General features: G+C 54.0%; 24 protein-coding genes. 8 read left to right on the forward strand and 16 right to left on the reverse strand.

Translation table 11 applies throughout. The annotated features are described in order from the left end of the window. Positions 1-3: 3 nt before the first annotated feature. The 4 genes from P7079_RS04700 to P7079_RS04715 form a co-directional block, all read right to left on the reverse strand. On the reverse strand, positions 4-897 hold the full coding sequence (locus P7079_RS04700; protein ID WP_278012137.1) for a GNAT family N-acetyltransferase: 894 nt from the start codon (positions 895-897) through the stop codon (positions 4-6). Beyond that, entirely contained in the window at positions 894-1,880 is a 987-nt protein-coding gene (locus P7079_RS04705) for a hypothetical protein (protein WP_278012138.1), read from the reverse strand. Before P7079_RS04705 ends, P7079_RS04700 begins: the two co-directional genes overlap by 4 nt. Before the next feature lie 57 nt (positions 1,881-1,937). After that, positions 1,938-4,049: a DNA gyrase/topoisomerase IV subunit B gene (locus tag P7079_RS04710; protein ID WP_278012139.1), complete on the reverse strand. Its 2,112-nt coding sequence runs from the start codon at positions 4,047-4,049 to the stop codon at positions 1,938-1,940. 157 nt (positions 4,050-4,206) lie between these two features. Next, complete coding sequence (locus P7079_RS04715; RefSeq protein WP_278013610.1) at positions 4,207-4,395, reverse strand: DUF7455 domain-containing protein; 189 nt, start codon at positions 4,393-4,395, stop codon at positions 4,207-4,209. A gap of 154 nt (positions 4,396-4,549) precedes the next feature. On the opposite strand from P7079_RS04715, the gene P7079_RS04720 reads away from it, so the two are divergent. Further along, on the forward strand, positions 4,550-5,143 hold the full coding sequence (locus tag P7079_RS04720) for a 3'-5' exonuclease (protein WP_278012140.1): 594 nt from the start codon (positions 4,550-4,552) through the stop codon (positions 5,141-5,143). Positions 5,144-5,157: 14 nt separating this feature from the next. Here the strand turns inward: P7079_RS04720 and P7079_RS04725 are convergent, their stop codons facing one another. From P7079_RS04725 to P7079_RS04735, 3 genes are all read right to left on the reverse strand, one after another. After that, on the reverse strand, positions 5,158-6,651 hold the full coding sequence (locus P7079_RS04725; RefSeq protein WP_278012141.1) for an RNA polymerase sigma factor: 1,494 nt from the start codon (positions 6,649-6,651) through the stop codon (positions 5,158-5,160). A gap of 165 nt (positions 6,652-6,816) precedes the next feature. Beyond that, complete coding sequence (locus P7079_RS04730) at positions 6,817-7,197, reverse strand: universal stress protein (RefSeq protein WP_278012142.1); 381 nt, start codon at positions 7,195-7,197, stop codon at positions 6,817-6,819. A 72-nt stretch (positions 7,198-7,269) separates the two neighbouring features. Then, positions 7,270-8,442, reverse strand: coding sequence for a DUF4192 family protein (locus P7079_RS04735; protein ID WP_278012143.1), 1,173 nt, complete (start codon positions 8,440-8,442; stop codon positions 7,270-7,272). 114 nt (positions 8,443-8,556) lie between these two features. On the opposite strand from P7079_RS04735, the gene P7079_RS04740 reads away from it, so the two are divergent. Then, positions 8,557-9,588 carry a polyprenyl synthetase family protein gene (locus P7079_RS04740; protein ID WP_278012144.1) on the forward strand — a complete coding sequence of 344 codons (1,032 nt, stop codon included), beginning with the start codon at positions 8,557-8,559 and terminating at the stop codon, positions 9,586-9,588. Positions 9,589-9,593: 5 nt separating this feature from the next. Here the strand turns inward: P7079_RS04740 and P7079_RS04745 are convergent, their stop codons facing one another. Further along, entirely contained in the window at positions 9,594-9,953 is a 360-nt protein-coding gene (locus P7079_RS04745) for an Rv2175c family DNA-binding protein (RefSeq protein ID WP_278012145.1), read from the reverse strand. Between the two features lie 150 nt (positions 9,954-10,103). Here P7079_RS04745 and P7079_RS04750 point away from each other — a divergent pair, with 150 nt between their 5' ends. Beyond that, positions 10,104-11,252, forward strand: coding sequence for a LysM peptidoglycan-binding domain-containing protein (locus tag P7079_RS04750; RefSeq protein WP_278012146.1), 1,149 nt, complete (start codon positions 10,104-10,106; stop codon positions 11,250-11,252). Between the two features lie 112 nt (positions 11,253-11,364). Continuing rightward, a complete protein-coding gene (pknB, locus tag P7079_RS04755) occupies positions 11,365-13,356 on the forward strand; it encodes a Stk1 family PASTA domain-containing Ser/Thr kinase (RefSeq protein WP_278012147.1) in 1,992 nt (663 codons plus the stop codon). On the opposite strand, the gene P7079_RS04760 is transcribed toward pknB, so the two are convergent. Further along, positions 13,343-14,674 carry a class II 3-deoxy-7-phosphoheptulonate synthase gene (locus P7079_RS04760; RefSeq protein ID WP_376986626.1) on the reverse strand — a complete coding sequence of 444 codons (1,332 nt, stop codon included), beginning with the start codon at positions 14,672-14,674 and terminating at the stop codon, positions 13,343-13,345. The two genes, pknB and P7079_RS04760, sit on opposite strands and share 14 nt — an antisense overlap. 83 nt (positions 14,675-14,757) lie before the next feature. Then, complete coding sequence (locus P7079_RS04765; protein ID WP_278012149.1) at positions 14,758-15,969, reverse strand: pyrophosphate--fructose-6-phosphate 1-phosphotransferase; 1,212 nt, start codon at positions 15,967-15,969, stop codon at positions 14,758-14,760. 65 nt (positions 15,970-16,034) lie between these two features. On the opposite strand from P7079_RS04765, the gene P7079_RS04770 reads away from it, so the two are divergent. Beyond that, a complete protein-coding gene (locus P7079_RS04770; protein WP_278012150.1) occupies positions 16,035-16,427 on the forward strand; it encodes a threonine/serine exporter family protein in 393 nt (130 codons plus the stop codon). A gap of 180 nt (positions 16,428-16,607) precedes the next feature. On the opposite strand, the gene P7079_RS04775 is transcribed toward P7079_RS04770, so the two are convergent. The 5 genes from P7079_RS04775 to P7079_RS04795 all read right to left on the reverse strand — a co-directional run bounded on the left by P7079_RS04775 (position 16,608) and on the right by P7079_RS04795 (position 20,971). Beyond that, positions 16,608-16,994: a response regulator gene (locus tag P7079_RS04775; RefSeq protein ID WP_278012151.1), complete on the reverse strand. Its 387-nt coding sequence runs from the start codon at positions 16,992-16,994 to the stop codon at positions 16,608-16,610. 113 nt (positions 16,995-17,107) lie between these two features. Further along, positions 17,108-18,061 (reverse strand): FKBP-type peptidyl-prolyl cis-trans isomerase, encoded by a 954-nt coding sequence (locus P7079_RS04780; RefSeq protein ID WP_278012152.1) that lies wholly within the window; start codon positions 18,059-18,061, stop codon positions 17,108-17,110. A gap of 62 nt (positions 18,062-18,123) precedes the next feature. Next, complete coding sequence (gene erpA / locus P7079_RS04785; RefSeq protein ID WP_278012153.1) at positions 18,124-18,471, reverse strand: iron-sulfur cluster insertion protein ErpA; 348 nt, start codon at positions 18,469-18,471, stop codon at positions 18,124-18,126. Between the two features lie 62 nt (positions 18,472-18,533). Then, a complete protein-coding gene (locus tag P7079_RS04790) occupies positions 18,534-19,637 on the reverse strand; it encodes a hypothetical protein (protein ID WP_278012154.1) in 1,104 nt (367 codons plus the stop codon). Continuing rightward, positions 19,634-20,971: a dipeptidase gene (locus P7079_RS04795; protein WP_278012155.1), complete on the reverse strand. Its 1,338-nt coding sequence runs from the start codon at positions 20,969-20,971 to the stop codon at positions 19,634-19,636. Before P7079_RS04795 ends, P7079_RS04790 begins: the two co-directional genes overlap by 4 nt. 80 nt (positions 20,972-21,051) lie before the next feature. Between P7079_RS04795 and P7079_RS04800 the strand changes: the two genes are divergently transcribed. After that, positions 21,052-21,729 carry a DUF3043 domain-containing protein gene (locus tag P7079_RS04800; protein WP_278012156.1) on the forward strand — a complete coding sequence of 226 codons (678 nt, stop codon included), beginning with the start codon at positions 21,052-21,054 and terminating at the stop codon, positions 21,727-21,729. On the opposite strand, the gene P7079_RS04805 is transcribed toward P7079_RS04800, so the two are convergent. Beyond that, complete coding sequence (locus tag P7079_RS04805) at positions 21,726-22,163, reverse strand: hypothetical protein (protein WP_278012157.1); 438 nt, start codon at positions 22,161-22,163, stop codon at positions 21,726-21,728. The genes P7079_RS04800 and P7079_RS04805 overlap by 4 nt on opposite strands. 44 nt (positions 22,164-22,207) lie before the next feature. Between P7079_RS04805 and P7079_RS04810 the strand changes: the two genes are divergently transcribed. Beyond that, on the forward strand, positions 22,208-23,641 hold the full coding sequence (locus P7079_RS04810; RefSeq protein WP_278012158.1) for a leucyl aminopeptidase: 1,434 nt from the start codon (positions 22,208-22,210) through the stop codon (positions 23,639-23,641). Between the two features lie 186 nt (positions 23,642-23,827). Further along, on the forward strand, positions 23,828-25,192 hold the full coding sequence (lpdA, locus tag P7079_RS04815) for a dihydrolipoyl dehydrogenase (RefSeq protein WP_278012159.1): 1,365 nt from the start codon (positions 23,828-23,830) through the stop codon (positions 25,190-25,192). Positions 25,193-25,197: the final 5 nt, after the last annotated feature.

A 25,197-nucleotide genomic window follows, 5' to 3' on the forward strand; every position in this document is an offset into this window, starting at 1 on the left:
GCCTCACTGAGCAGAGAACTGTCGATCCCATGCTCGCTCAGATGCTACCGGAGTAAAACCAAGTTGGACGAATGAATCATAAACGGGAGATTCGGCGTCAAGGTCTAAAGACACTGCGCCGATTCCTTCCGCGGCAAACGCGTCCTCAGCCGCAGCAAGGAGACGAGCGCCAACTCGTCGGCGCTGCCATTGTGGCTCGACAACCAGCTCCTCGACGAGGGCTTCGGGGGCTGCCCACCCTTCAACTCGTGAGGCCAGAAGATAGCCCACCAGTTTGGGACGGTCAGAAAACTCATCAATTGCACCAAAACGCCACGTACACTGAGGCCCAAGCCATGCTCCGGCGTCGGCGAAAACTGTTCGTCGCAGCTTGTGGGCCTCCTCTTCCATGGATTCCTCTAGCGCATCGACTCGTACGTAGTGCGCATCAGAAACCTGGGGCATCCCGGTGCCGATATGCTTTCGCATGGAGACGATCGCATCTCTGGTATGAAAAGCAAAGGCTTGCATCAGAGCTTCGAGGTCGCTGTTATCGCGATCGACATACATTCGCATTGTCCATGAAAGAAGTTGCTGCTCACGAGCAATTTCGCCACTCGCTTCAATCGACCGACTGATGATGTGTCGGCCGATTCCACGACGGCGAAAATCTGGGTGTACACCCCCGCTCATGGTCATCTGCGCCGACGCGGGGTCATGAAGACGCACCATAGAATACGCCACCAATGTGGGGCCAGAAAAGAATCCGCGGATGCGGTGCGGAAAATCTGAGGAAAAATATTCCTCCACTTCGGTGCTCGAGGTGCGAAGTTGGGCCCGCTGGGCAGCTTCACAGGCGGAAATGAGTTTTGTCAGGGCATGGCAATCAACAGTGCCAAGGGTACGCTCGGCAATCATAGTGTGATCGCATATCTGATCAGTACGCCGTCGGGGGTGAATCCGGCAAGTTTCAACGCATCGACAATCGGCTCGTTGTCAGCAACAAGCACACGCAGTTGAGAAAACCGCGCCGCAACGAAACTTGCATGAGCGAGGATGACATGACGCATCACGTCGGTTGAAACGTGTGGGCGCACCCCTCGCGCACGAACCAGACCACTACCTTGGCGTCCTTCCTCGACAAGACCGTACATCGCGATGCCATCGACATCATCGACAACGATTGATGCTTCCGCATTGACGGTACCGATCAATAAACGCCAATCTTCATCACCAGCAGGTTTCAAGAACGGAGATTTTGCGCAGTCAGAGTTGTTCATGAGGTGGAGTTCATCGAGATCTTCCTCGCGCAACGCGTGAACATGGTATCCATGGCCATGCAGATAAGCGAGGGATTCTCGCCCTTGCACCGCCATCTGTGCTACGTCAGCCAGATAAAAGCGTCGCGATTCCACGGGAGCAAAGCCACCGGCAGCGAGAAGGCGGCGCAAATCTGCATTTTCTTCTTCAGAAACGGAATCAATCTCGATTCCTGTTGCACCGGGTACTCTCATTGCTAATTCGCGAGCTCGTCCATCTTGCCATTCGAGGACAGCACGTCCGATCCCCTTTTGACGCCAGCTACGAGAAATGACTCCTTCAACTTGTGCACGAACAATTGGCGTGTTGAGGGGATTGACAATAACCGAAGCGTAGGCCTGCATAACGCCTTCCGCGTCGAATCCACCGATCACATCAGAAAATTCCGGAAGCACATTCATTCGTGCAAGACGAGCAAGCATCACGGGCTCACGGCGGAAATGGTTCTCCCCCGTCGTCGCTTGAGCCGCAAGAATGAGCATTCGCTCAAGATCGGAAACGCGTGCACGACGCCACACCAAACCGAGGTGTGGTGGCGGAAAGCTTACGCCCTTGCGTACAGGGTCTGCCCACTGTGCCACAGGCTCTCCTCTCGTTTCCATTGGCAATCTGTTGGTGTCCATTCTTCCAAGAAAATCTTAGGCGTCAATTTGATCTCGCGAAATCTGACCAGCGCTTTCCACGATGAACTCCTTGCGTGGAGCGACTTCAGAACCCATGAGAAGCTCAAATGTTGATTCGGCGTAACGCAACGCTTCAATATCTGCCATCGAGATTCGTCGCAAGGTACGGTGGGCCGGATCCATCGTCGTTTCGGCGAGCTGATCAGCGTCCATCTCACCAAGGCCTTTGTACCGCTGAATTGGTTCTTTATAGCTACGTCCCTGCTTTTTTAACTTCGCAAGTTCGCGCGCGAGCTCGTTATCAGAGTATGTATAGATGAACTCTCCCTTGCGGCGTCCGGCTCCGGCCACTTCGATTCGGTGCAACGGTGGGACTGCAGCATAGACGCGCCCAGCCTCGACAAGTGGTCGCATATAGCGGAAAAAGAGCGTGAGCAACAAGGTACGAATATGCGCGCCATCAACGTCTGCATCCGTCATGAAAATAATCTTGCCATAGCGAGCAGCGTCAACATCGAAAGTGCGTCCTGAGCCAGCACCAACAACCTGAATAATCGACGACACTTCGGCATTTTTCAAAATATCGGCAGGCGAGGCTTTTTGGACGTTGAGAATCTTTCCACGAATCGGCAAGAGCGCTTGGAACTCTGAATTTCTCGCCAGTTTGGCGGTTCCGAGCGCAGAGTCCCCCTCCACGATAAACAGTTCAGAACGCGAGACATCTTCGCTTCGGCAATCAGCGAGTTTGGCAGGCAATGTGGATGTTTCCAACGCATTCTTGCGTCGTGAAATTTCTTTTTGGGTTCGCGCAGCGACTCGCGCACGCATCTCTGCCACGATTTTCTCTGCCAGTCGCATCGTCTCGGTCTTCTGATCACGCTTATGAGACGACAGAATCTCAGACAGCCTCGTGTCAACAACTTTGGAGACAATCGCGCGTACCGCTGAAGTACCAAGGATCTCTTTCGTCTGGCCTTCAAATTGTGGTTCTGGGAAATGCACAGAAATGACGGCGGTCAATCCTGCGAGAATATCTTCCTTTTCAATTTTTGGTTCACGGGCTGAGAGCTTGAGCTGACGAGATTTAGAATCGATGACTCCACGCAGGGCTTTCACCACGCCCTGCTCGAAGCCAGCCAAATGTGTGCCTCCCTTGGGGGTAGCAATAATATTGACGAAAGATTCTTCGGTGGTTTCGTAACCATTTCCCCAGCGTAAGGCGATGTCAACTTGACAAGTGCGCTCAACATCTTTGGGTGCAAGATGGCCCGTATGCGGATCGAGAGCTTGAACCGTCTCAGTGAATGTTCCCTCACCGGTCAGATGCATGGTGTCCGTGATTGCAGGATCGGAAGCGAGAAAATCGACGAAATCGACGACCCCGCCCTCATATTGAAAGGTTTCGTGCCGATCGGTGTTGTCATCGAGTCGGCGCTCGTCGGTGACGCTCATCGTCAGGCCAGGGACAAGGAATGCTTTTTCACGCACACGCTCAATGAGCTCAGAATACGAAAACTGTGCAGAGTCAGGAAAAATCTGGGGATCCGCCCAATACCGGACTTTAGTGCCGGTGTCTTTCTTGGCAGCCTTGCCCACGACTCGTAGCTGCGAGGAATCCTCGTATGGAGTGAACGGCGAGTCAGGACTCACCCCTGCGCTGTCATCGAAAACGCCCGGTTCCCCGCGACTAAAAGACATCGTCCAAATCTTGCCATCGCGCTTCACCCATACGTCCAGACGCGCAGACAACGCATTCACAACAGACGCGCCCACTCCGTGGAGCCCACCCGACGACGCGTACGAGCCTCCGCCGAACTTACCACCGGCGTGAAGCTTGGTATAGACCACTTCAAGACCCGATGCGCCTGTCCCAGGAACTTCGTCGACAGGGATGCCACGGCCGTCGTCGTCTACCTCAATTGAGCCGTCCTGACATAGACGAACATTGATGCGATGCGCATATCCTTCAAGTGCCTCATCAACGCCGTTATCAATAATTTCCCACGCACAGTGCATTAGGCCCCGCGAATCCGTGGAGCCGATATACATTCCTGGGCGTTTACGAACTGCCTCAAGTCCCTCAAGAACAGAAAGATGACGCGCGTTGTATTCGTTGTTTTGTGGCACCTAGCGAGTTTAGCTCGAAACCCCTGATGATCGCCCGATGCGCGCCGGAAGTGGAGAAATCCACACGCGGAACAAACCATGCCGCTGATGAGCCAATAGCGGCTTATAGGAGAAGTGGCCACGCCTTGAAAGCGTGGCCACTTCTCCATGTTGTGACTTATTTCTTGATGCGTTCACGTTCATCGAGAACTGAGATCGCGAGTTCGTCGATTTTGCGCTTATGTTCGGTGGCATGGTGAGCACAGAACAGGAGTTCGCCAAATGGCATTGTCACTCGAACATATGCTTGAGCACCACATGCGTCGCACCGATCAGCTGTTGTCAAAGTAGGTTCCATCATTTGCATCGTATTCACACAAACATGAAAGCATGAATGTTGCAAAAAATTCCAAGCAGGGTGTTGCCTTTCGCCTGCGGCGGATAAGTAACAGGCTCGAAAGAATCGAGCGAATATCGCTCGGCCATTGTATTCGCACACAAGAAAACGCTAGCCTGACCACGTGAATTCTTTTGCAGTGGTAGATTGCGAGACGACAGGTCTGGACCGACAAACTGACAGGATCATTGAAATTGCGGTGATCCAGCTTTCACAAACCCTTGAAGAAGAAGCGCAGTTCCACACCCTCGTCAACCCGCAACGTCCCGTCAGCGCATCATTTATCCATGGAATTACTGACGCAGATGTCGCTACTGCACCGACATTTACTCAAATCATGCCGCACCTGATTTCCCTCCTGACCACGCGCATTATTGTGGCTCACAATTTCCCCTTCGATCGTGGATTCCTCAATCACGCACTTGCGATGAGTGGAGCAAGAGTTCATATTCCGCAATCGGCAGGTGTCGATACACTCGATCAATCTCGCATTTATCTGCCTAACGGTTCTCATTCCCTCATAAACGTTGCCGCGCGCCTTGGCTTGCACCCGCACGAGCACCACCGAGCGCTGGCTGATACATTGATCACCGCTGATATTTTTAGAGAATTTGTTGCGCGTGAAGCTCGTGGTGAACGCTATAACACACATGCATATGGCCGCCACGGTGCTGTTCTTCCCGCGCAGTGGGAACGAGCAACGCCGTGGCGGCCATAAAAACTCAGTAAATCTCAGTCAAGGTAATCGCGCAGCACCTGCGAACGCGACGGGTGACGAAGTTTCGACATGGTCTTCGATTCGATCTGACGGATACGCTCACGTGTCACACCGTAGACCTTGCCGATTTCATCAAGAGTCTTCGGCTGCCCATCACTGAGTCCAAATCGCATCGAAACAACACCCGCTTCACGCTCAGAAAGAGTGTCAAGCACCTGATGGAGCTGTTCCTGAAGAAGCGTGAAGCCCACAGCATCTGCCGGAACAACAGCCTCAGAGTCTTCAATCAAGTCACCAAATTCGCTGTCGCCATCTTCGCCCAACGGAGTGTGCAACGAAATTGGCTCACGCCCATACTTTTGAACCTCTATGACCTTTTCTTCGGTCATATCAAGCTCTTGGGCAAGTTCTTCCGTGGTTGGTTCACGGCCAAGATCCTGAAGCATCTGTCGCTGAACACGAGCGAGTTTGTTGATCACTTCAACCATGTGAACAGGGATACGAATCGTACGGGCTTGATCGGCCATCGCTCGAGTAATCGCCTGGCGAATCCACCATGTGGCATACGTCGAGAACTTGAAGCCCTTGGTGTAATCGAACTTCTCCACTGCACGAACAAGACCCAAGTTTCCTTCCTGAATCAAGTCCAAGAACAACATGCCGCGACCTGTGTACCGCTTTGCAAGGGAAACAACGAGACGCAAGTTCGCTTCGAGGAGATGGTTTTTTGCACCATGTCCATCGCGCGAGATGATCTCAAGCTCACGACGATGCTTACGATCAGTAATCTCAGTGGTTTCAAGAATATGCTGAGCTAGCATTCCAGCTTCAATACGCTTGGCAAGCTCAACCTCTTCTTCAGCATTCAAAAGTGCAACCTTGCCGATTTGCTTGAGGTAATCCTTGACTGGATCAGCTGTCGCTCCGGCCACATGAACACGTTGAGCAGGCTCGTCCGTATCGTCAGAGTCTTTAACGACGTATGAGCCCTTCTTCGCTACCGTTGCCTCGACTTCAGCGGTATCTTCCTCTTCGGTCGAATCGTCATCGTCATGCTCATCGTCTATGGCGTCATCATCCGGATCATCGGTGTCATCATCAAGATCTTCAAGGTTTTCATCTTCGAGATCCGTCGGCTCATCAGGTGTCACTTCATCGAAATCGTCGTCCTCTTCCTCTTCATCAGAGTCTGGAGTCACAACCTCTTCCTTCTTCGCCTTAGCACCCTTTTTCGTTGTGGTAGCACTCTTCTTCGGAGCCGACGATTCTTCTTTAGCAATCGCTGCTGACTTCTTCGCAGACGTCTTCTTCACATTGCTTTGAGTATCGTTAGCGGCGGCCTCTGTGGCTGCTTTAGTTGAAGTTTTCTTCGCCGAAGTCTTCTTCGTACCCGACGAAGTCTTCGTGGTTGAAGTCTTCTTTGCGGAGGTCTTCTTCGCCGACACCGATGCGACTTCTCCCGATGTCGCAGAAGAAGAACGAGAAGTTGAGGAAGCGGAAGTTGCCACGCGTAGCCTTTCAAGAGATGATCACTGCTGGCTGGACATGAATGTCCGAGCATCATTATAGCGTGTCGCGGCGTGTTTTTATTCCAGACAGACACACAACTTCCGTATCCTCAGCACAATTATGTTGTATTACCAACGTAAAAATAGGTGTCGAGGTGGAGCGCGTCACTGACGCACGATCATCACGTCACATGGGGCTTCCAGTAAAAGCTGCTGTATTTGCTTCCCTAAGTGCAGGCGACCATGTTGAGGCTTCGTTGCAATCGCAACCACGATCACATCCTTATCGCGTTTACTCATCCCAAGAAGGATGTCAACGACATCTACTTCCTCAAGACGCGCTTCAAACTTGTACGGTACCTCTTCTGGATCAAGAATCCCAGAGAGTTGATCAATTTCTTGATCAATCTCAGCCTGAGAGTATTCCCCTAATGGTCGTCTCATGACCACCGTGATTGGTTCGTTCATCGCGCGCGAGAGCACAACGCTCTTTGCAATCGCCGCACTGTTTTCGCTGTGCGCCTCCACTGGCACAATGATCGGCATTTCGGTTCCTCACTTTTCGAAAGTCCGTCTCTCTATGCGAAGATACCTATTTATCCCACTAAATGAAAATTTTCACGCCGCTTGATCTCCCTCACGTTCGCAATGTTCACCTCTGTCCGCTGGGCAATCTTCGTCATTTCGTTGGTATTGAAGTACCCAGGGTGGTGGAAGAACTACCTTGTATGCATGATGTAACAAGCGCGCCATGGGATAGGTCGGATCCGAATCGTAAGCAAGCCGCTCATAGACACCGCCGCGATATCCATCTCCACTCCACCAAGACAAGTACGCAAGCATTGCATAAGGCCGCGCATCATCGTCAGCACTCAATCGTGCCAGCTCAGTCAGAAGAAAACTCAATAAGCGGATCCGCCGCATTGAGGGACATCGTGCGCTAAGTTGATTAAGCTTGGCGCGCATATCATCGACATTCACTTCCCCCAAACTTGTATATGAAGAATCCAGCGCCCACAGCAGCAAGGCATCACGCTGGTCAGATCTAGTCAGATGAGTCAGAAGTCTCGCCAATACTTGTGGGGTATTTCGAGGAAGAACTTTCGTTAAATGCAGTGTTGATTGAGGATCACATTGATCAAGCCGCGACAGAGCTTCTTCCCAATGGACAAAATGGCTCAACTCCCCTCGTGCCACATAGCCAAAAAATCGATCAACCACGTCATTTCGGTATTCATTGCGATAGCGCTCAACAGATGCAATTGACCACTCAGGAATATGCTCGAATCCGCGGTATAACACATCCTGCGCCTCTACAGCAGGAATCTGTGGAAATGGGGCAGAGCATTGGCGAAGTTTAGCAAGCCCCAGTTCATACAACTCGCTTTCCCTTTGCGCTGGCAACGCTCGATAAATCGAATAATCGGTGTAATACGCACTCATGCGTATCTGCTGCCCGGTAGTGATATCGAGATGCTCGGGCACATGACCACAAGCATCAATAATCATGGCACTGATTTGTTCGTGGCAGGTTTCAACCGCTGGGTCGTCGTACCAGACAATTACTAACTCCCCTGCCGCCACATCGTGAGCAAAGGCGGTGAGTGTCGCTGAAAATTTTGGATCAAGGCAACTGCTCTCAAGATTCCACACCAGGACAGGCCCAATCGTGGACTGCGTTGACTCAGAATTCTTCGTATCAGCGATAACTGCGACAACAGCACGCCGCGGCCGATACTCAAGAAGTTGGGGAATAAGAGAAATAATTTGTTGTGGTGTTGTCATGTTCATGGGGTAATTTCACATCAGCGGCAAGGTGCGCCACTCCGTGTCTACACCACACTGTGGACGCAGCGAGCGCTCCGGCAGAATGTGGAAAACTACGTCCTCAGCTACGCTGTTCCTATGAGCTATACGTCCGACATCACTGCGCGCATCAACCATCTTCTTCACCCTGATCGGTTCGACCATCCCCTGCTAGCAGAATTCGTTGAACCTCTCCTCACCCTCGCAAAAGGTGGGAAACGCACACGTGCCGCTTTTGTGATTGCAGGGTGGCAAGCCGCAGGGGGCGATATCGCAAATTTCCCGCTGCACGCCGCCACCGCCGTCGAGCTCTACCAGCTGTCGGCCCTCGTCCACGATGATTTGATTGACAACGCACAAACACGACGATCGAGCCTGACGCCGCATATTGGATTCGCACAAATTCACGCAAGAGAGTCATTACAAGGCTCACCATCTGATTTCGGCGCGGCGGGAGCAATTTTGCTTGGCGATTACCTCCTGAGTCTCGCCATGGAAGAGATCGCTCTCGCAGAGGCTGTCTCGCCACAGGCATTAGCCGCAACAATCTCACTCTTTGCTTCAATGACTGCTGAAACTGCCTTCGGCCAATATCTCGACATCCGCAGTGAGCACATGCCGCTCTCTGATGACACCGCTACGGAGATCTCCCGCGCCATGGCAGTTCTTTTGCACAAGTCAGCACGCTACTCCGTCGAATCTCCACTGCTCTTGGGCGCAACTCTGCGCGATGCCGACGGCGAACTCCTGGAAACGTTGTCGCGAGTTGGCCGCCCGTTGGGCGAAGCCTTCCAACTGCGTGACGACGACCTCGGCATTTTTGGAGACCCCGAGACGACGGGTAAACCCGTCGGAAGCGACTGGACCGAAGGCAAACGCACCGTTCTGCTTGCTCTCGCTCGTTCCCTCCTCACGGGGAACGAGCGAGAGCAAGCAGAATCACTTCTCGGAACGCGCCTAAGCGATTCGCAGGCTCGTCTTATCCAGGAACTGATCATTCAGTGCGGGGCACGCGATCAACACGAAGCGATGATCCAGTCTCGCGAGGACCTCGCACTTGAGGCTGCTGACGATATCAATGCCCCCTTACTTCATTCCTTGATCGGCCAATTAATGGGCCGGGAAACCTAATAGTTTCAGGCCTGCATGAGGGCGAGTCTGCGCACTGCGTGCGTATTGCCCTCACCCAGCGCCTCAATCGGAGATGCGCCAAGCTCATCAGCGGGTTCGAGTAACCAGGACATCTTCTCTTCATTGGTCAAGCCACAATCGTCAAGAACTGTCACAGTGCCCTTTAACGCCGGGATAGGCTCGTAGGCACCATCTTGATAGCGAAGTTCTGCGCCATAAATCATCCACGCACGATTTTCGCCGCGACGAACGGCGATCAGTGTCCCGTCCTCAAGCATTGAGCGAACCTCACGCTGTTTAACGCCAATTAACTCAGCAATTTCGGGGATAGAGAACCACTGCGTGGGCAAAAATTCGATATTCACAGGCGAAATATAGCGCGGATTTTCTGATATGTCGGTAGCGACACGCTACATTTTGCACTACAGTCACATCTTGAACGTTATTCAATCTTGTTCAAATGTTTCACATTTGTAACATGCGAGGAGTCACATACGGCTCCGCTAGGAGGCAAGATGGCACGCACAGTCGCTTCGGCACTCGCGCTCGCAACCACCGCAGCGGTACTTTTTCCCACTGCTGCCCACGCGGTATCAGGAACATCCGCACTCACAACCGCACCGATCGCCCTAGCGAAAGCTCCCGAGATGACCTATCAGGTGAAAAAGGGAGATTCTTTCTGGGCAATTGCTCGGCGCACAGGTATCTCAATGTACGATCTGGCCTCTGCTAACGGCCTGTCAATCAAGGACGTGATCCACCCCGGTCAGCGCCTTCGTATCCCCTCAATGCGTGTGAAAGGAGGAACAAAGGTTGCACCAGTGGTCAAGAAGGCAACCACGCCAGCACTGACAAAGACCACCCCAACCGCGAAGAAAGCACCCGCAACCAAGAAGTCCACCTCTGACACTGCGAAGAAGACACTGACAAAGGCAACTGCTCGTGCGTCGGCACACTACACTGTTCGCCCCGGCGATACTCTGTCAGCGATCGCCCGCAGCCACGGTACCACCGTGGGCGCGCTCGCGTCGTTAAACAAAATCACCAACCCGTCGCGCATCTATGCTGGACAGCGAATTATGCTCTCCGCATCGGTTGCCTCCCATACGTCGGCACGAACGGCACCGAAGCCGTCCAAGACCACTGCATCACGTCCCACAACCACGTCGGGAATGAAACGACTTGTAACAAATAATTTCCCAGGTTACACCTACGCCAACGCCACTGTGGAAGCCGCCAATATCAACAAAAACATCCTGGTGAGCCGTTCGCATCCATCGCGTACACAAGTGCGCCAGATGGTTGCCGCGACAGCCCGAGCAATGGGCGTGAACCCGCGTCTCGCACTTGCTCATGCCTACAATGAGTCCGGCTTTGACGCCACAGCAGTTTCTCCTGCAAACGCTATCGGCGTCATGCAGGTGATTCCGTCCTCCGGAAAGTGGGCAGAGAGCCTCGTCGGACGCAAGCTTGACCTCCTCAAAGTCCAGGACAACATCACTGCGGGAGTGGCGATTATTCGTTACCTCCAAGCCAATGCGTCATCGCTTGATCAGGGCATTGCCGGGTACTACCAAGGCCTTGGCGGCGTGCGAAAGTACGGAATGCGCCCCGATACGAAAGTCTACGTGTCCAAGATTCGCGCAACGATGAACCGCTTCTAATCTCAAGCCATCTCTGTTCTCAATGTGCGGCTGGCCCTCGCCAGCCGCACATTGTTTTCTCTTTACCCACACGACACAGCGCTGTCGTGGTGTTTTTCGGTAGGCTAGGCGTGTGAATGCATCAGATCCTCTCATTGGCTGCGCAATTGATGGCCGCTACTTCATCACCGCCCGGATCGCCCGAGGCGGGATGGCAACTGTGTACCGTGCGCGCGATTCGCGCCTGGACCGTGAGGTCGCTCTAAAGATCATTCATCCACATCTGGCTGAAGATCCGGCATTCGTGGAACGATTCATCCGCGAATCTCGTTCTGCTGCATCACTATCCTCGCCACAGATTGTCTCTGTGTTCGATCAGGGCATTGCACGTGTTGCCGATGCTGACCGCGCTTATCTCGTAATGGAGCTCATCTCTGGCCCAAATTTACGTATGGAGCTGAACTCACATGGCTCACTCCCCTTGGGCACAGCGCTGGAAATTACCCGCCAAGTATTGGCAGCCTTGAGCGTTGCACATGCAAAAAATGTCGTCCACCGAGATGTGAAACCGGAAAATATTCTTCTCGACGCCACCATTGACACATCTGCAGTGGTCAATGCTCCCCGCATCCATGCGAAAGTAGCAGATTTTGGACTCGCGCGTGCCGCTTCGGATCCGAAAGGAACCCATACTGGCACGCTCCTTGGCACAATTGCCTATGTGCCGCCGGAACTCGTATCCCACGGCCTGGCCACACCAGCATCTGATATTTATTCCACGGGAATCATGCTCTACGAGCTCATTGCAGGGACTTTGCCTTACGAAGGCGAAACTGCAATCCAAGTCGCATACGCGCACGTCAACACGCCCATGCCACGGTTAAGTGCGCTTGCTACTTGGATCCCTGCCGGGGTTGATTCTCTCATTGCGCTTTTCACAGCGAAAGACCCGGCGAAACGTCCAGCTAGTGCGTATGCAGCTCTTGACGCTCTCGACGACATCGTTGCATCCATTCCTCAAGAGCTCCGCTTCCGCAGGATTCCTGTGTTCCCCTACGCACATGACTGCGCACCTACTGCGACAACAGTGATTGAAACTGAGTCTAGCTCGCAGCCCCAGAAAACTGAGTCGTTGCCTCAGCTGTCGGGCACGTATCAGCACACCCAACGTATCGATGAGCCGACAGTTGCGCCTACCACAACCGATGAATTAGAAACGTCGTCACCGTCGGCTCCCCGCCGACGTCGGTGGCCAGTTGTTCTTGCAGTTCTCGCGCTCGTTCTATGTGCGTCGGGAATTGCATGGTGGTATTTTGCCAAAGGCCCGGGATTGCGTATCGAAGTTCCTCAGGTAGCGGGACAAAGTATCGAATCAGCGCATTCGACCTTATCCAAAGCCGGATTTACATACAAGGACCGCGAAGATTTCTCCGACACCGTGCCTGAGGGGACGGTAGTGGATACTGACCCATCAGGCGGGGCGAAAATCCACCCCTCGCGCGTCATCAGCATTGTTATTTCGAAAGGGATCGAGCAAGTCACCGTTCCCGACGTCGTCGGGAAATCGAGCGACGAAGCACAAAACATTCTCACAGAAGGAAGACTTTCGCCCACCACCAGTGACGAGTATTCCGAAACTGTGCCCAAAGGCCACGTCATCAGCCAAAAACCAGCAGGCGGGCGCAGCGTCAATCATGACTCCGACGTCACCGTCGTGGTCTCCAAGGGGCGCGCACCGATCGAAATCACAGACTATACAGGCAAGTCTGCTGACACAGCTAAGAAAGAGCTCACTGGCTCCGGTTTCACAGTGGATGTCACTGAGGAGTTTTCCGATTCCGTTGATCAGGGAACGGTGATCTCTCAAAACCCTCATTCGGGAACCGGATATAAGAATGACTCAATCAAACTCGTGGTATCGAAAGGCCCAGAACTCATTGAAGTACCCTCAGTTTTTGGCCGACAGAAAGAGACAGCGATCAAGAAGCTAGAAGAAGCTGGTTTCACAGTGAAAGTCGAAGCAGACGCGCTCTGGGGCGAAGTATTCGGCACCGTGCGTGCTCAGAGCCCGGCTGCTGGACAAAAGGCAAAGAAGGGATCAACGGTCACAATCAACGTTGTGTAAGGATCTGAGAAACCATGAATGCCAGTTCCAAAGCTTGCTCATGGTTCAAACGCGGATCAACGAGAGTCTCGTAGTGTTGACCAAGTTGTGATTCTACTACCTCGTTCGCGCCGCCCAGGACCTCAGTGACATCGTCGCCAGTCAGTTCGATATGCACCCCCGCAGGTACGGTACCGGTAGCCCGGTGTACATCGAAGAATCCTTGAATTTCGTCCATCACATCTGACATGCGACGAGTTTTGTAGCCCGATGCCATAAATGTGTTGCCGTGCATGGGATCGCAGACCCAGGTGATTGGCCGACCATCTTTTTTCACCGCGTTCACGAGCTGCGGCAAAAGTTGACGCACATTGCTCGCGCCCATTCGAGTAATAAAAGTCAGGCGTCCGGGAATACCCTGCGGATTGAGGCGATCAATCAGGCGACGAAGATCATCGCTTGTCGCGCTTGGACCGATTTTGACCCCGATAGGGTTTGCGACCTGAGAAAGCATCTCGACATGTGCTCCCTGCGGATCACGGGTTCTCTCCCCAATCCACAAAAAATGCGCAGATGTGTCATATGTGAGCCCTGATCGTGTATCGACGCGTGTCAGAGCGTCCTCATATCCCAAAAGCAATGCTTCATGCGAGGAATAGAAATCCACCGTATGCAGCTGCTTCCCATGTTCACCAGTTGCTGCGATGAAACGAAGCGCCCGATCAATCTCCTGTGCCATCGAGTCATAGCGCTCATAGGCTTGATTACGAGCAAAACCGGAGTTCCATTCATGAATGAGATTGAGATCTGCGTAGCCACCACCGACGAGCGCACGGATCAGATTCAGCGATGCAGCCGATCGCGAATACATCGTCAGCAAGCGGTCGGGATCCGGGGTGCGAGATTCTGGTGTGAACTCGTGCCCATTAACCGCATCACCGAAATATGACGGTAGGGCCACGCCGTCAAGTACTTGAGTCATATGGGTACGTGGCTTGGCGTATTGGCCAGCGATTCTCCCGATTTTTACCACTGGCACCGAGGCCGAGTACGTCAAGACAAGTGCCATCTGGAGAATCGTACGGACTTTGCCACGAATTGCTTCCTCTCCCGAGGTTGCGAAAGATTCTGCACAATCTCCTCCTTGGAGGATAAATGCTTTACCTTCGCCAGCTGCGGCAAGCTTCTCCATCAACGTGTCAGCTTCTGGAGCAAAAACAAGGGGCGGGAGGGTACGAATATGTGCAAGCACTGCTTCAAGCCGGTCGGGATCGTGATACACCGGCTGGTAGAGCGCTTCTTTCACCTTCCAAGACGAACGAGGTTGATTCACACGAATATCCTAGTCACTTGCGCACGCAATGGGACTGTTGAGATTGAAAAGGCGGCCGAGGACACCCCCGGCCGCCTTTTCACGTGAGCTTACTTAGCCGACCACTCCTGGCCAATCTCCTGCATCAATGTGGCGAACCACTCCTGATCAGTGTTGAATGGCTTGTGGCCTGCGATACGTGGGAAAGCAACAACGGACAGCTCGTCATTGTTCTCTTCATCTTGGCCCACAACACCCGGCGTACCAGCGAATGCAGCCTTCACTGCGAGTTCAGCAACGTCACGAATAAGTGTGAGGTCAGCTTCGTTCGATGCAGCTGAACGCGAGAAGTAACCCGACTTCTGAACCATGACTTTTTCTGCGCCAATGATCTTCGAGAACTTCTTGGCGAACCATTGTCCTGGGTTGATGGTGTCCAGCTTGACGTGTCCAAAGGCATCACGCTCTGGCTCTTCGCCATCTTCAACCATCTCTTCGATGATCTCAGCCACACCAGCACCCTCAGAGAGGAAGATGTTGACATTGCCTTGTTCGTCCATGATCTTACGCAAACGCGAGGCTTCGACATCCAGATCGAAGTGAATTTCCGGCAAGTACAAAGCATGGACATCCCAGCGTTCAGCCGAGAGGCCAGCCTCAGGAAGCCACTGTTGTTCTTTCACCCACGCATGGTAGTTTGCGGTAGCCTGGGCAGCAAGGTAACCGCAGTTACGGCCCATGATCTCGTGGATGATGAGCATACGTGGGTTCGAGCGGTGTTCGCCGATGATGTTCTGTGCAAACTTAGATGCTTCGTCAGCGGCAGTCCATGCACCGAGCGACTGCTTAATCGGGACGATATCATTGTCGATGGTCTTTGGCAGGCCGACGACGGTCAAATCGTAGTCGTGTTCCTTCAGGTAAGCCGCCAGGTCAGCCGCGGCCGTGTTGGTATCGTCGCCACCGATTGTGTGAAGGACATCCACGCCGTCCTTCTTGAGCTGCTCGGCAGCGACCTCAAGAGGATCTTCACCTTCGCGTACCAGGCCACGATCGACACAATCCTGAACATTCGTGAGCTTGACGCGAGAGTTTCCAATCGGCGAACCACCGAAACGGGTCAAAACTTCAGCGTTCTTGCGCACCTCGTCTCCGAAAACGACGTGCATACCCTTGAGCAGGCCGTAGTAGCCGTACTGGTAAGCAATGATTTCAACTTCCGGGGCCTCGCGAGTGTAGATCTCGACCAGGTCACCAATAGCGGTGGATAGGCAGGGGGCAAAGCCTCCGGCAGTGAGCAGGGCAACGCGACGAACAGTCATCGGTTTCCTTCCATACTTGAGAACAGTAATGCGCCTTTATTCTATCGGGTGTTAGTGTGAAACCCATGAATGAGGAATGGAATGCTGACGCCGAGTGGCGCAAGGCACAAGCTGAGCTGGCGCTCGGTGGGAGTTCAGTCCCACATGAGCCCTCCTCTGACGCTCGAGCAGCGGCAGAGCGCGGCCCGCGTGACTGGAGCCCACCGGACGAAGAAGAATTAACAGCCTTCGACCGCGAGATTCTTGAACAGCCACACCAGACATTTCCTGTGTCAGTGGTCATCATGTTCATTTTGGCCTGTGCTGGCTTTATTGTGGCGTTCCTGGGACTCTTTGGCGTGCTTTCCTCTTCCCTTGCCGGAATTGGCGGCGCTATTGGCTTCAGTGCCCTCGTCGTCGCTATCTGGCTCAGCTTGCCCACAAAGCGTGATTTCGACGACGACGGAGCGCGAGTCTAAGTGATCTCGCTTTTGCGCCATGCTCCTGTTCTCGCTTCAGTTCTCTGACGGAACCCGCCTCATGAGCGTCGATTCCCCGGTGCCTCTTGCACGACGTACTGATGGTGCCTGGGCAATCACTTTGCCCAGGCACCAAGATGTTTCAGATATTGACTGCCTGAAAATGCTGATCACGCACTTTCAGGCAGTCACACGGGCATCCACGATGCCTTTCACGGCACTGTAAAGATCGCGCGGATTCGATGGATATTCCAGAATGACTTCTGGCTTCGCCACACGCGCCAGCCAACGATCTTGGGGACGTGCAACCAGAATAATGTAGGGCATGTTCTCGTCGATCTCATCGCGAACGGTCTTGCCCACTCCGATTCCGCCGAGCTTTCCTGCTTCGGCATCGAGAATCAGCAGATCGAATCTGCCCTCCTCAACTTTGAGGATCGCACCTTCATGGGTGGCTGCTTCGGTCCAGTCAATCGAGCGATCGTCAATCTTGCGGCCCACCGAACGGATGACATCCTCACGTGTATGTAAGTTGTCAGAGTAGACAAGGATTCGAATAGATGTCATCGACATAACCTCCAAGTGTGTAGACTCCGCCATTCTACCCGCTTTCTGTTGCGGATGTGGGGTGCACAAAAGCGTTGTGGGGAAAGCTCAGGTACGAGCTTTCCCCACAAATTTCAGTGAACGGCAACAATGTCCAAAATGAATGCCTGGACGGGAGCGTTCTTGTTATTGGGATCGACGCTCGTGAAGAAAACGCGCGATCCTTCTTCAACGCCCTTAAGCGGATCTAGGCCATTTCCTGCCACGAATGGTGTGCTTTGTGGCCCAGAGAGCTCATAAGTGGACTGGGATTTCGCATTCGATCCCCACTCGACTGTCGAGGTCTGATAGTAGATGGTCTTACCTTCTTCAATCTTGGGACCATTGCCACGAGCAATGACGATCGCTGACGACTTCTCAGGCGCCTTCTGATTTGGCTTTACCTTCAAGTCAGTCACTGGCTGCCCCAGCTCGCCCTTATAGGTCACGGGAAGATCTGCCTGCGTCTTTTCGACTTTCGCCTTGGGGTCACCTGATGAGTTCTTGCCAAAGCCATCAACGATTTCCACGTAGAAAGCGATGGTGTCGCCCTTCTTAATACCGGCTTGGTCGTTGCCATCAGCGTAACCAAGCTCGCTAGGAATCGACAGGATAAGCTTGGATCCGACTTTTTGTCCTGCAAGGCCTTGTGTCCAACCAGGAATGACTCCTTGCAAAGAGAATGTACTGGGTTCGCCACGTCCGAAAGACGAGTCGAATGGAGCTTCGTTGCCCCAGACTTGACCGACGTAGTGAGCCACAACCGTATCAGTGGGTTCCAGGACGCGCCCCTTGCCTTCTTCTTTGACAAGAACTTTCAAACCTTTTGGCGCTGCTGACCGAGGAAAGGCGAGTTTTGTCCCCTTTCCATTCCCGGTAACCGTCGGCATCGTCGATGCATCGGGGTTGGTATCAGGTTTAACGGACTGCGCCTGAGCAGAGCTACTCGACGCAGAAGCGGACGGATTCGTCGAAGGCTGTGAGGTACCACAACCCGCCAGAGTTGCAGCAAGGGCACCCGCAAAAGCCAAAGCGGCGATTTTACGCAATTTTTTCTCCTTTGACACGGTCCAACCCCGCAACTGAGGCGGGGTTGGACCAATAATTCAACTCAGTGGAAAGATTCACCACAGGCACACGAGCCCTGGGCGTTCGGATTATCGATTGTGAAACCCTGACGCTCAATCGTGTCAGCAAAATCGATGGTTGCACCATCAAGGTACGGAACCGACATCTTATCCACAACAACTTCGACGCCGTCGAAATCGCGAATCGCGTCGCCCTCAAGCGTGCGCTCATCGAAGTACAACTGGTACATCAGACCCGAGCAACCGCCTGGCTGCACAGCTACGCGCAGGCGAAGATCATCGCGTCCTTCTTGAGCGAGGAGCGATTTCACCTTCAGCGCTGCCCCCTCGGTGAGAGCAACGTTGTGCGTCGCTTCTGTCGTTTCAGTCATGCTTGTCCTCCTATTATCTAGGTCTTATGCTCCACTACCCTATTCTGATGGACGCCGAGTTTCTAGTCCCAACCCCACGTTCGTGCCACACGACTCACTTGTTCATCGAGAAGTATCGGGATCATTGCCAACGCATCTATCGGCGTTTCCTCTTCTGCGTAGGCGTCCTGGCGCAACTCGTAAGCTCCATTGAGACCGAGCCGAGGTAACTCGCCTTTGCGCAATCCTGCGCGATCGAGAATTGCGATCACAGGAGCTGCCTCTTGGCGTCCAATATCAGCACATGCCCGCAGGCCAGAGGGTAGGTCTACTCCAATAGTGTCGCCAACGTAGACAACGAGGTCAAAGGGTTCTCCCCCTAAACCTTGCCCCCGATGAGCGAGGAAAGCTCCCAGTTCACGTATTTGTGCTCCGAGGAGATCAAACATGAACCCCAGCCCACCGCCTACTCCTGAATATGGTGATGAGACGGGTGAGGTGTGGGAGAGAAGCGATCTGCGCGATATTTGCTCAGCAGCCATCTGAAGGTTGTGAGCGATGGTTCCAATATCACGTTCAGCATCGAGTGCCGTTTCCTGACCGATCGACCGTTCCCAATGCCGCGCGACGCCAGAAAGTCCTGTTAACGTCACAGCGGAGGGATACGTCAAGATCAGCCGCACCCCTGCCAAACGTTGTCGGGCAGCAAGTAAAGCGAGTGAAAGCTCGTGAGGATCGGTCGATACCGGTTGCCCGGCAAGGTATGTCAACATACCCAGCCCGACATCGCTGTGGCGCATCATCGTCGGGACGTGAACGTGAATCTGGTGTGCACCGGACATGATCACATGGTCAATGTCTGCGCCGAGGAATTCAGTACTTCCACGCGGATCCGACTGACCCGCCCAGGTCACCGAATTCGCGAGGTCACATGTCCACTCGTTGCGGCCGCTCCACCATATTCGGCGCGGCTCGTCCCCAAGCTGAACTGAAGTCAGTTCAGGGTTGATGTACTCCATGACCTCATCGAGGCCAGTGCCGACGTGCGCAACGACGTCACCCTCAGCAATTGGTGCGATCAAAACGTCGTCGTTCGGACGAACGGTATACCATGCACGCTGAGCGCGCCCGGCAACGGCCACTGGCCCTAATCCGCCAAGCGCGCTCGCAACAAGCAAAATTCTCACTTGCCGAGCCTACTCAGAAGCAGGGCCTCAGCAACGATTGCATTGCGCCAGTCCCCTAGATGGAGAGATTCATTTGCTGAGTGCGCACGGGTATCAGGGTCTTCAACACCAGTGACCAAAATATCTGCCTGCGGGAATTCTGCCTTGAGCGTCGAAATGAAAGGAATGGAACCGCCCAATCCGATATCGACACTTTCGTGTCCGAAGGCCTGCGCGAGAGCCTCACGAGCGAGTTCCTGGACCGGGGTGTTATCACCGGCAATAAAACCAGGACCAGCTTCAAGGATATCGACCGTGACGTGCGCACCAAACGGTGCGTGTGACACCAGGTGATCCACCAGCGCCTGGGCAGCCTCAGCCGGATCCTGAGCAGGCGGAACGCGAAGAGAGATCTGTGCCTTTGTCTTGGCCGCAATCGTATTCGATGCAATCGCTGTGGGTGTGACATCCATTCCGATCACTGAGATCGCAGGCTTCGTCCACAATCGACCGGCAAGTGAACCTGAACCGACGAACTGCACGCCATCCAAAATACCTGAATCTTGACGCAGATCCTCTTCCGGATAGTCAACAGTTGCTAGATCTTCCTGCACCAAATTGTCAACAGCAACGTTGCCTTCGTCGTCATGGAGCGTGGAGATGAGACGTGCCATCAAGGTCACTGCGTCCAAAATTGGCCCACCGTACATTCCTGAGTGCAGGGAATGGTCAAGGACTTCGAGATTCACCTCCACTTGTGCCACACCACGAAGCGACGTTGTCAGCGACGGCACACCGACCTTCCAGTTGCCTGAATCGGCGACGACGATCACGTCAGCTTCGAGACGATCCTTATACGTATGCAGGAAATCTTCGAACGTCGGCGAACCAATCTCTTCTTCCCCCTCGATAAAGACCCGGATACCGACCCCTGGGTCAGCGTTCTCAATCGCCGCAATATGCACCAGAACGCCGGCTTTATCATCAGCCGCGCCACGGCCAAACAGACGATCTCCTCGACGCACAGCAACAAACGGGTCATCCTGATCCCACAAATCTCGTTCACCTGTGGGTTGGACATCATGGTGGCCGTACAAGAGAATTGTTGGCCGTCCCGGCTCAGCCTCACGCGAGGCGAGAATCGCTGGACGACCTTTCTTTCCGTTTGCCTCCAGCTCGATCACTTCTGTCGTGAGGCCAAGCGCCTTAAATTTCTGCGCAACCCATTCGGCGCTGTCACGCATATGCGATTGGTCAAATGAGTCCTGAGAAACCGAGGGAATGGCAACAAATTCAGTGAGAGCTGAAATGTAGCCATCCATCTTGTCATCAATGCGTTTTGCAATTTCATTCATACCCTTAAGCCTATCGCGCTCGCACAAGTGTTGCGTAAAATGGTTGGGGTTTAAAAATTTTGACTTGTAAAGGATCACGAGTGTTCGCAAAGAAGCAAAACGAAGCGACCGACGAAACACAGGTTGCCGATCTGTCCCTACCGAAAGGCCATACGCCGTCGAAAGGGGCTCCGACACCCCGGCGTAAGGATCAGGTTCGCCGTCGTCAGCGTCCCCTCGTCCAAGACCGCACTTCTCTATCGAAGGAGGAGCGCAAGGCACGACGTGCCGAAGATCGTGCGCGTGCTGACGAGGCCTACCACCGCGAGCAAGAAGCAATGCGAACCGGAGATGAGCGCCATATGCCAGCCCGCTTTCAGGGACAATGGCGCCGGTTTGGACGCGATTACATTGATGCATCTGGGCCTTGGGGAGCGTTCTTTATCCCATTAGCCTTCCTCCTCTTGCCCACGATTTTCTTCCAGGCACAGTTCCCGCGCTTTGGCGTGTTCTTTACCCTGGGCATCTATGTCATCCTCATTATCATGGGAATCCAAGGCGCGTTTCTCGCACGCAAGGCCAAGATTTTGGCAGGACATCGCTTCGGTTTTGACCGCGTCGCACGCGGTTACTTCTCGCAGATGCTCGGGCGCACGTTCTACCTTCGTCGTTGGCGTATGCCGGCAGCTCAAGTAACGCGCGGCGAATATCCCAAGGGAGCTTCGAAGGAGGATTGGGCGGCTGCACTCGCCGCTTACAAAGAGTGGAAGAAGAATTAGTGGCCCCGAGCGGCAACCCGAGCAGGGTCTGACCACACAAGCCACAGAAGAGTACACACAGTACCGATGGCCGGGAGGAAGTAATACGTCCTTCCGGCCATCTGCCATGGGCTAACTGCGCAGAATAGATGCGGCATAGCAATGCCCCACACAGTTCCTACGGCGTTGAGAATCCAACATGCCCAGGCAACACGCCGCATTTTTCGCCCATTGTGAATTAATCCGGCTGTACCGAATACCCAGGCAAGAGCCGCGACAAACGTCGTCGTTGCCCCAAATACGTCGCCGTGGACAAATTGGTGTGACCCAGCCAAAATCGCACGCCACGTAAAGATTATCGAGCCCAAAGCAAGCACTCCCATGAGTGCAATCGGCCAACCCCACGAACGTGTGCGGTTGTCCATCAAAGTTCTTGTTCTTGTGCCCTTGCTCATTGCACCATTTATACCATCACGCACCGCTGACATAGGATGGTGACGTGAGTACTTTGACTGTTTCAGAATTTTTGTCCGTCCCAACTGGTCCCACAATCGTCGGACTGACGGGAGAAACTGTCCGCGTGGTATCCAACCTGACAGACGCGGCAACGAATGACGCTCTCAGCGAGGCTTTCGCTCTCGTTGATGCGTCCACTAGCTGTGGTTCGACGACCACCGTGGTTCACAACGGAGCCGCCGTGATCGGCGTCGGCCTCGGAGAAAATCCAGACCACGAAGACCTCCGCCAAGCAACTGGCTCAGGTGTCCGCGCAGCCGCCGGCTTGGGTGAAGTGCATATTGCCATTGCTCATGACAGCGCTGCAGAACTTGAAGCCATGATCGAAGGCGCGCTCTTTGCCGCCTACGACTTCACAAAATACACAGCGCCGAAGAAGCCTGCAGTGACCGCGATGACGGTACATTCTTCGTATTCTCAAGACGCTGATGTCATGATCGAGCACGCAACCATTCTGCGTGATTCCATTGCTCGCGTACGCGATCTCGTCAACACCGCTCCCAATGATCTCAATCCGGAAAACTACTCCCGCATCGCCAAAGATGAAGCAGAGAAAGTCGGGCTCTCGGTCAAGATCTACGAAGGACAAGAGCTGATTGACGAGCGCCTGAATGGCCTCATTGCCGTTGGCAAGGGTGCAGAGCACGGACCCCGCTTGGTGCGCATCGAATGGAATCCCGAAGGCGCCACAGGCTTCACCGCTCTTGTGGGCAAGGGCATCACGTATGATTCGGGCGGATACTCTTTGAAGCCATCGACGTCGATGGTGACGATGAAGACCGATATGACCGGCTCTGCAACGATTCTTCAAACGATCATCGCGGCAGCTCGCTTGGGTATCCAGCGTCGAATCGTCGCCTGGATGTGCTTGGCCGAAAATATGGTCTCTGCCACGTCCACCCGCCCTGACGATGTCATCACCTATCGCAACGGCACGACCGTTGAAATCAACAACACCGACGCTGAAGGCCGCGTGGTCATGGCCGACGGCCTGATCATGGCAACGGAGGAAAAGCCCGACGAAGTCATCGACATCGCCACGCTGACGGGCGCGCAAATTATCGCTCTTGGCAAGCGTTACTCGGGCGTCATGGGAACGGACTCGGTTCGCGACGACGTCGTCGCCGCGGCAGACCTTGTTGGCGAGCTCACGTGGCCCATGCCGCTGCCGAAGGAACTGCGTAAGAGCCTCGACTCCCCGATCGCCGATATGCGCAACTCCGGTTCGCGTGAAGGTGGAATGCTCGTCGCTGGCCTGTATCTCAAGGAGTTCACAGGCGAAACCCCGTGGGCCCACATCGATATCGCTGGGCCGTCGTTTAACCAGGATGCTGCCTGGGGCTACACGCCAAAGAACGCCACCGGCGTCATGGTGCGTACTCTGGTCGCATTCCTTGAAGAAAAGGTTGCTCAGTAAGCCACAGCACTTTCCTCTCAGAAGCCAGGTTCACACGAATTGGACCTGGCTTCTGACACAAAAACGTTAATTACGCAACGAAATACGGTCCATAAGAACGCGCATCGAACGCCAAGGCATGAAAGAATAGGACTAAAGTGCTGGAAGAGGTCCGGCATCCACTTCTTGACTTCGAGGGAGAGGTTTGTGACTACTCAGGAATACGACATCGTTATTCTCGGTGCAGGCTCCGGTGGCTACGCCACCGCACTGCGTGCCGGACAGCTCGGTCTTAAGGTCGCGCTGATTGAGGGAGACAAGGTTGGTGGCACCTGCCTCCACCGTGGTTGTATCCCCACCAAAGCACTTCTGCACGTCGCAGAAGTTGCTGATGAAATGCGCGATAGTGCGCACATCGGCGTCATGGGCAGCTTCGACCACGTCGATATGCCAACCGTCAACGCCTACAAGAACGGCGTGATTGAGAAGATGTACAAAGGCCTCACTGGCCTGGTGGCATCACGCAACGTTGACACGATCGAAGGCTGGGGCCGCCTGGTTGGTCCTGACACGGTTGAAGTCAATGGCCAACAGATCAAAGGTAAAAACATTGTTCTCGCCTCTGGTTCATTCTCTAAGACCATTGGACAGACCATTACTCAGCGAGTCATTACGTCTGAGCAGGCACTCAACCTTGACGTTGTTCCGAAGTCGGTAGTCGTCCTTGGTGGCGGCGTGATTGGCGTTGAGTTCGCCTCTGTTTGGGCATCCTACGGCACCGAGGTCACCATTATTGAAGGCTTGGATCATCTGGTCCCGAACGAAGATGAAGCCATTTCGAAGAACCTTGAGCGCCAGTTCCGCAAGCGCAAGATTGCTTTCAAGACCAAGACCATGTTTGACCACGTGGAAGAGGACGCGAATGGCGTTCATGTCTTCACTCAGAATGGTCAGCAGTTCGACGCTGAATACCTTCTGATTGCTATTGGCCGCGGCCCCAACACCGCCAACATGGGTTACGAAGAGCAAGGCATCACCCTTGATCGTGGCTTCGTGATCACCAACGAGCGTCTCCATACAGGCGTCGGCAATATCTACGCTGTCGGCGACATCGTCCCCGGTGTGCAGCTCGCTCACCGTGGATTCCTCCAAGGAATTTTTGTTGCCGAGGAAATCGCTGGCCTGAACCCGAAGACCCTCGACGAGAACAACATTCCACGCGTCACCTTCTGCAACCCGGAGATCGCTTCGGTGGGTCTGACGGAAAAGGCAGCGAAGGAAAAGTACGGCGAAGTTGAGACTGCTGAATTCAACCTCACCGGTAATGGCAAGTCCCAGATGCTGGGTGCTGCCGGTTTCGTTAAGCTCGTTCGCCAAAAGGATGGCCCCATCGTCGGCTTCCATGCAATTGGCGCACGTATGTCCGAGCAGATCGGCGAAGGTGAACTCCTGGTAGCTTGGGAAGCCTTCCCGGAGGATCTCGACGGTCTAATTCACGCTCATCCAAGCCAGAACGAGGCTGTCGGCGAAGCGATGCTTGCGCTGGCTGGCAAGCCGCTTCACAACCACTGAGGAGT

Origin of the sequence: Arcanobacterium canis, assembly GCF_029625435.1 — a bacterium.
Lineage (GTDB): Bacteria > Actinomycetota > Actinomycetes > Actinomycetales > Actinomycetaceae > Arcanobacterium > Arcanobacterium canis.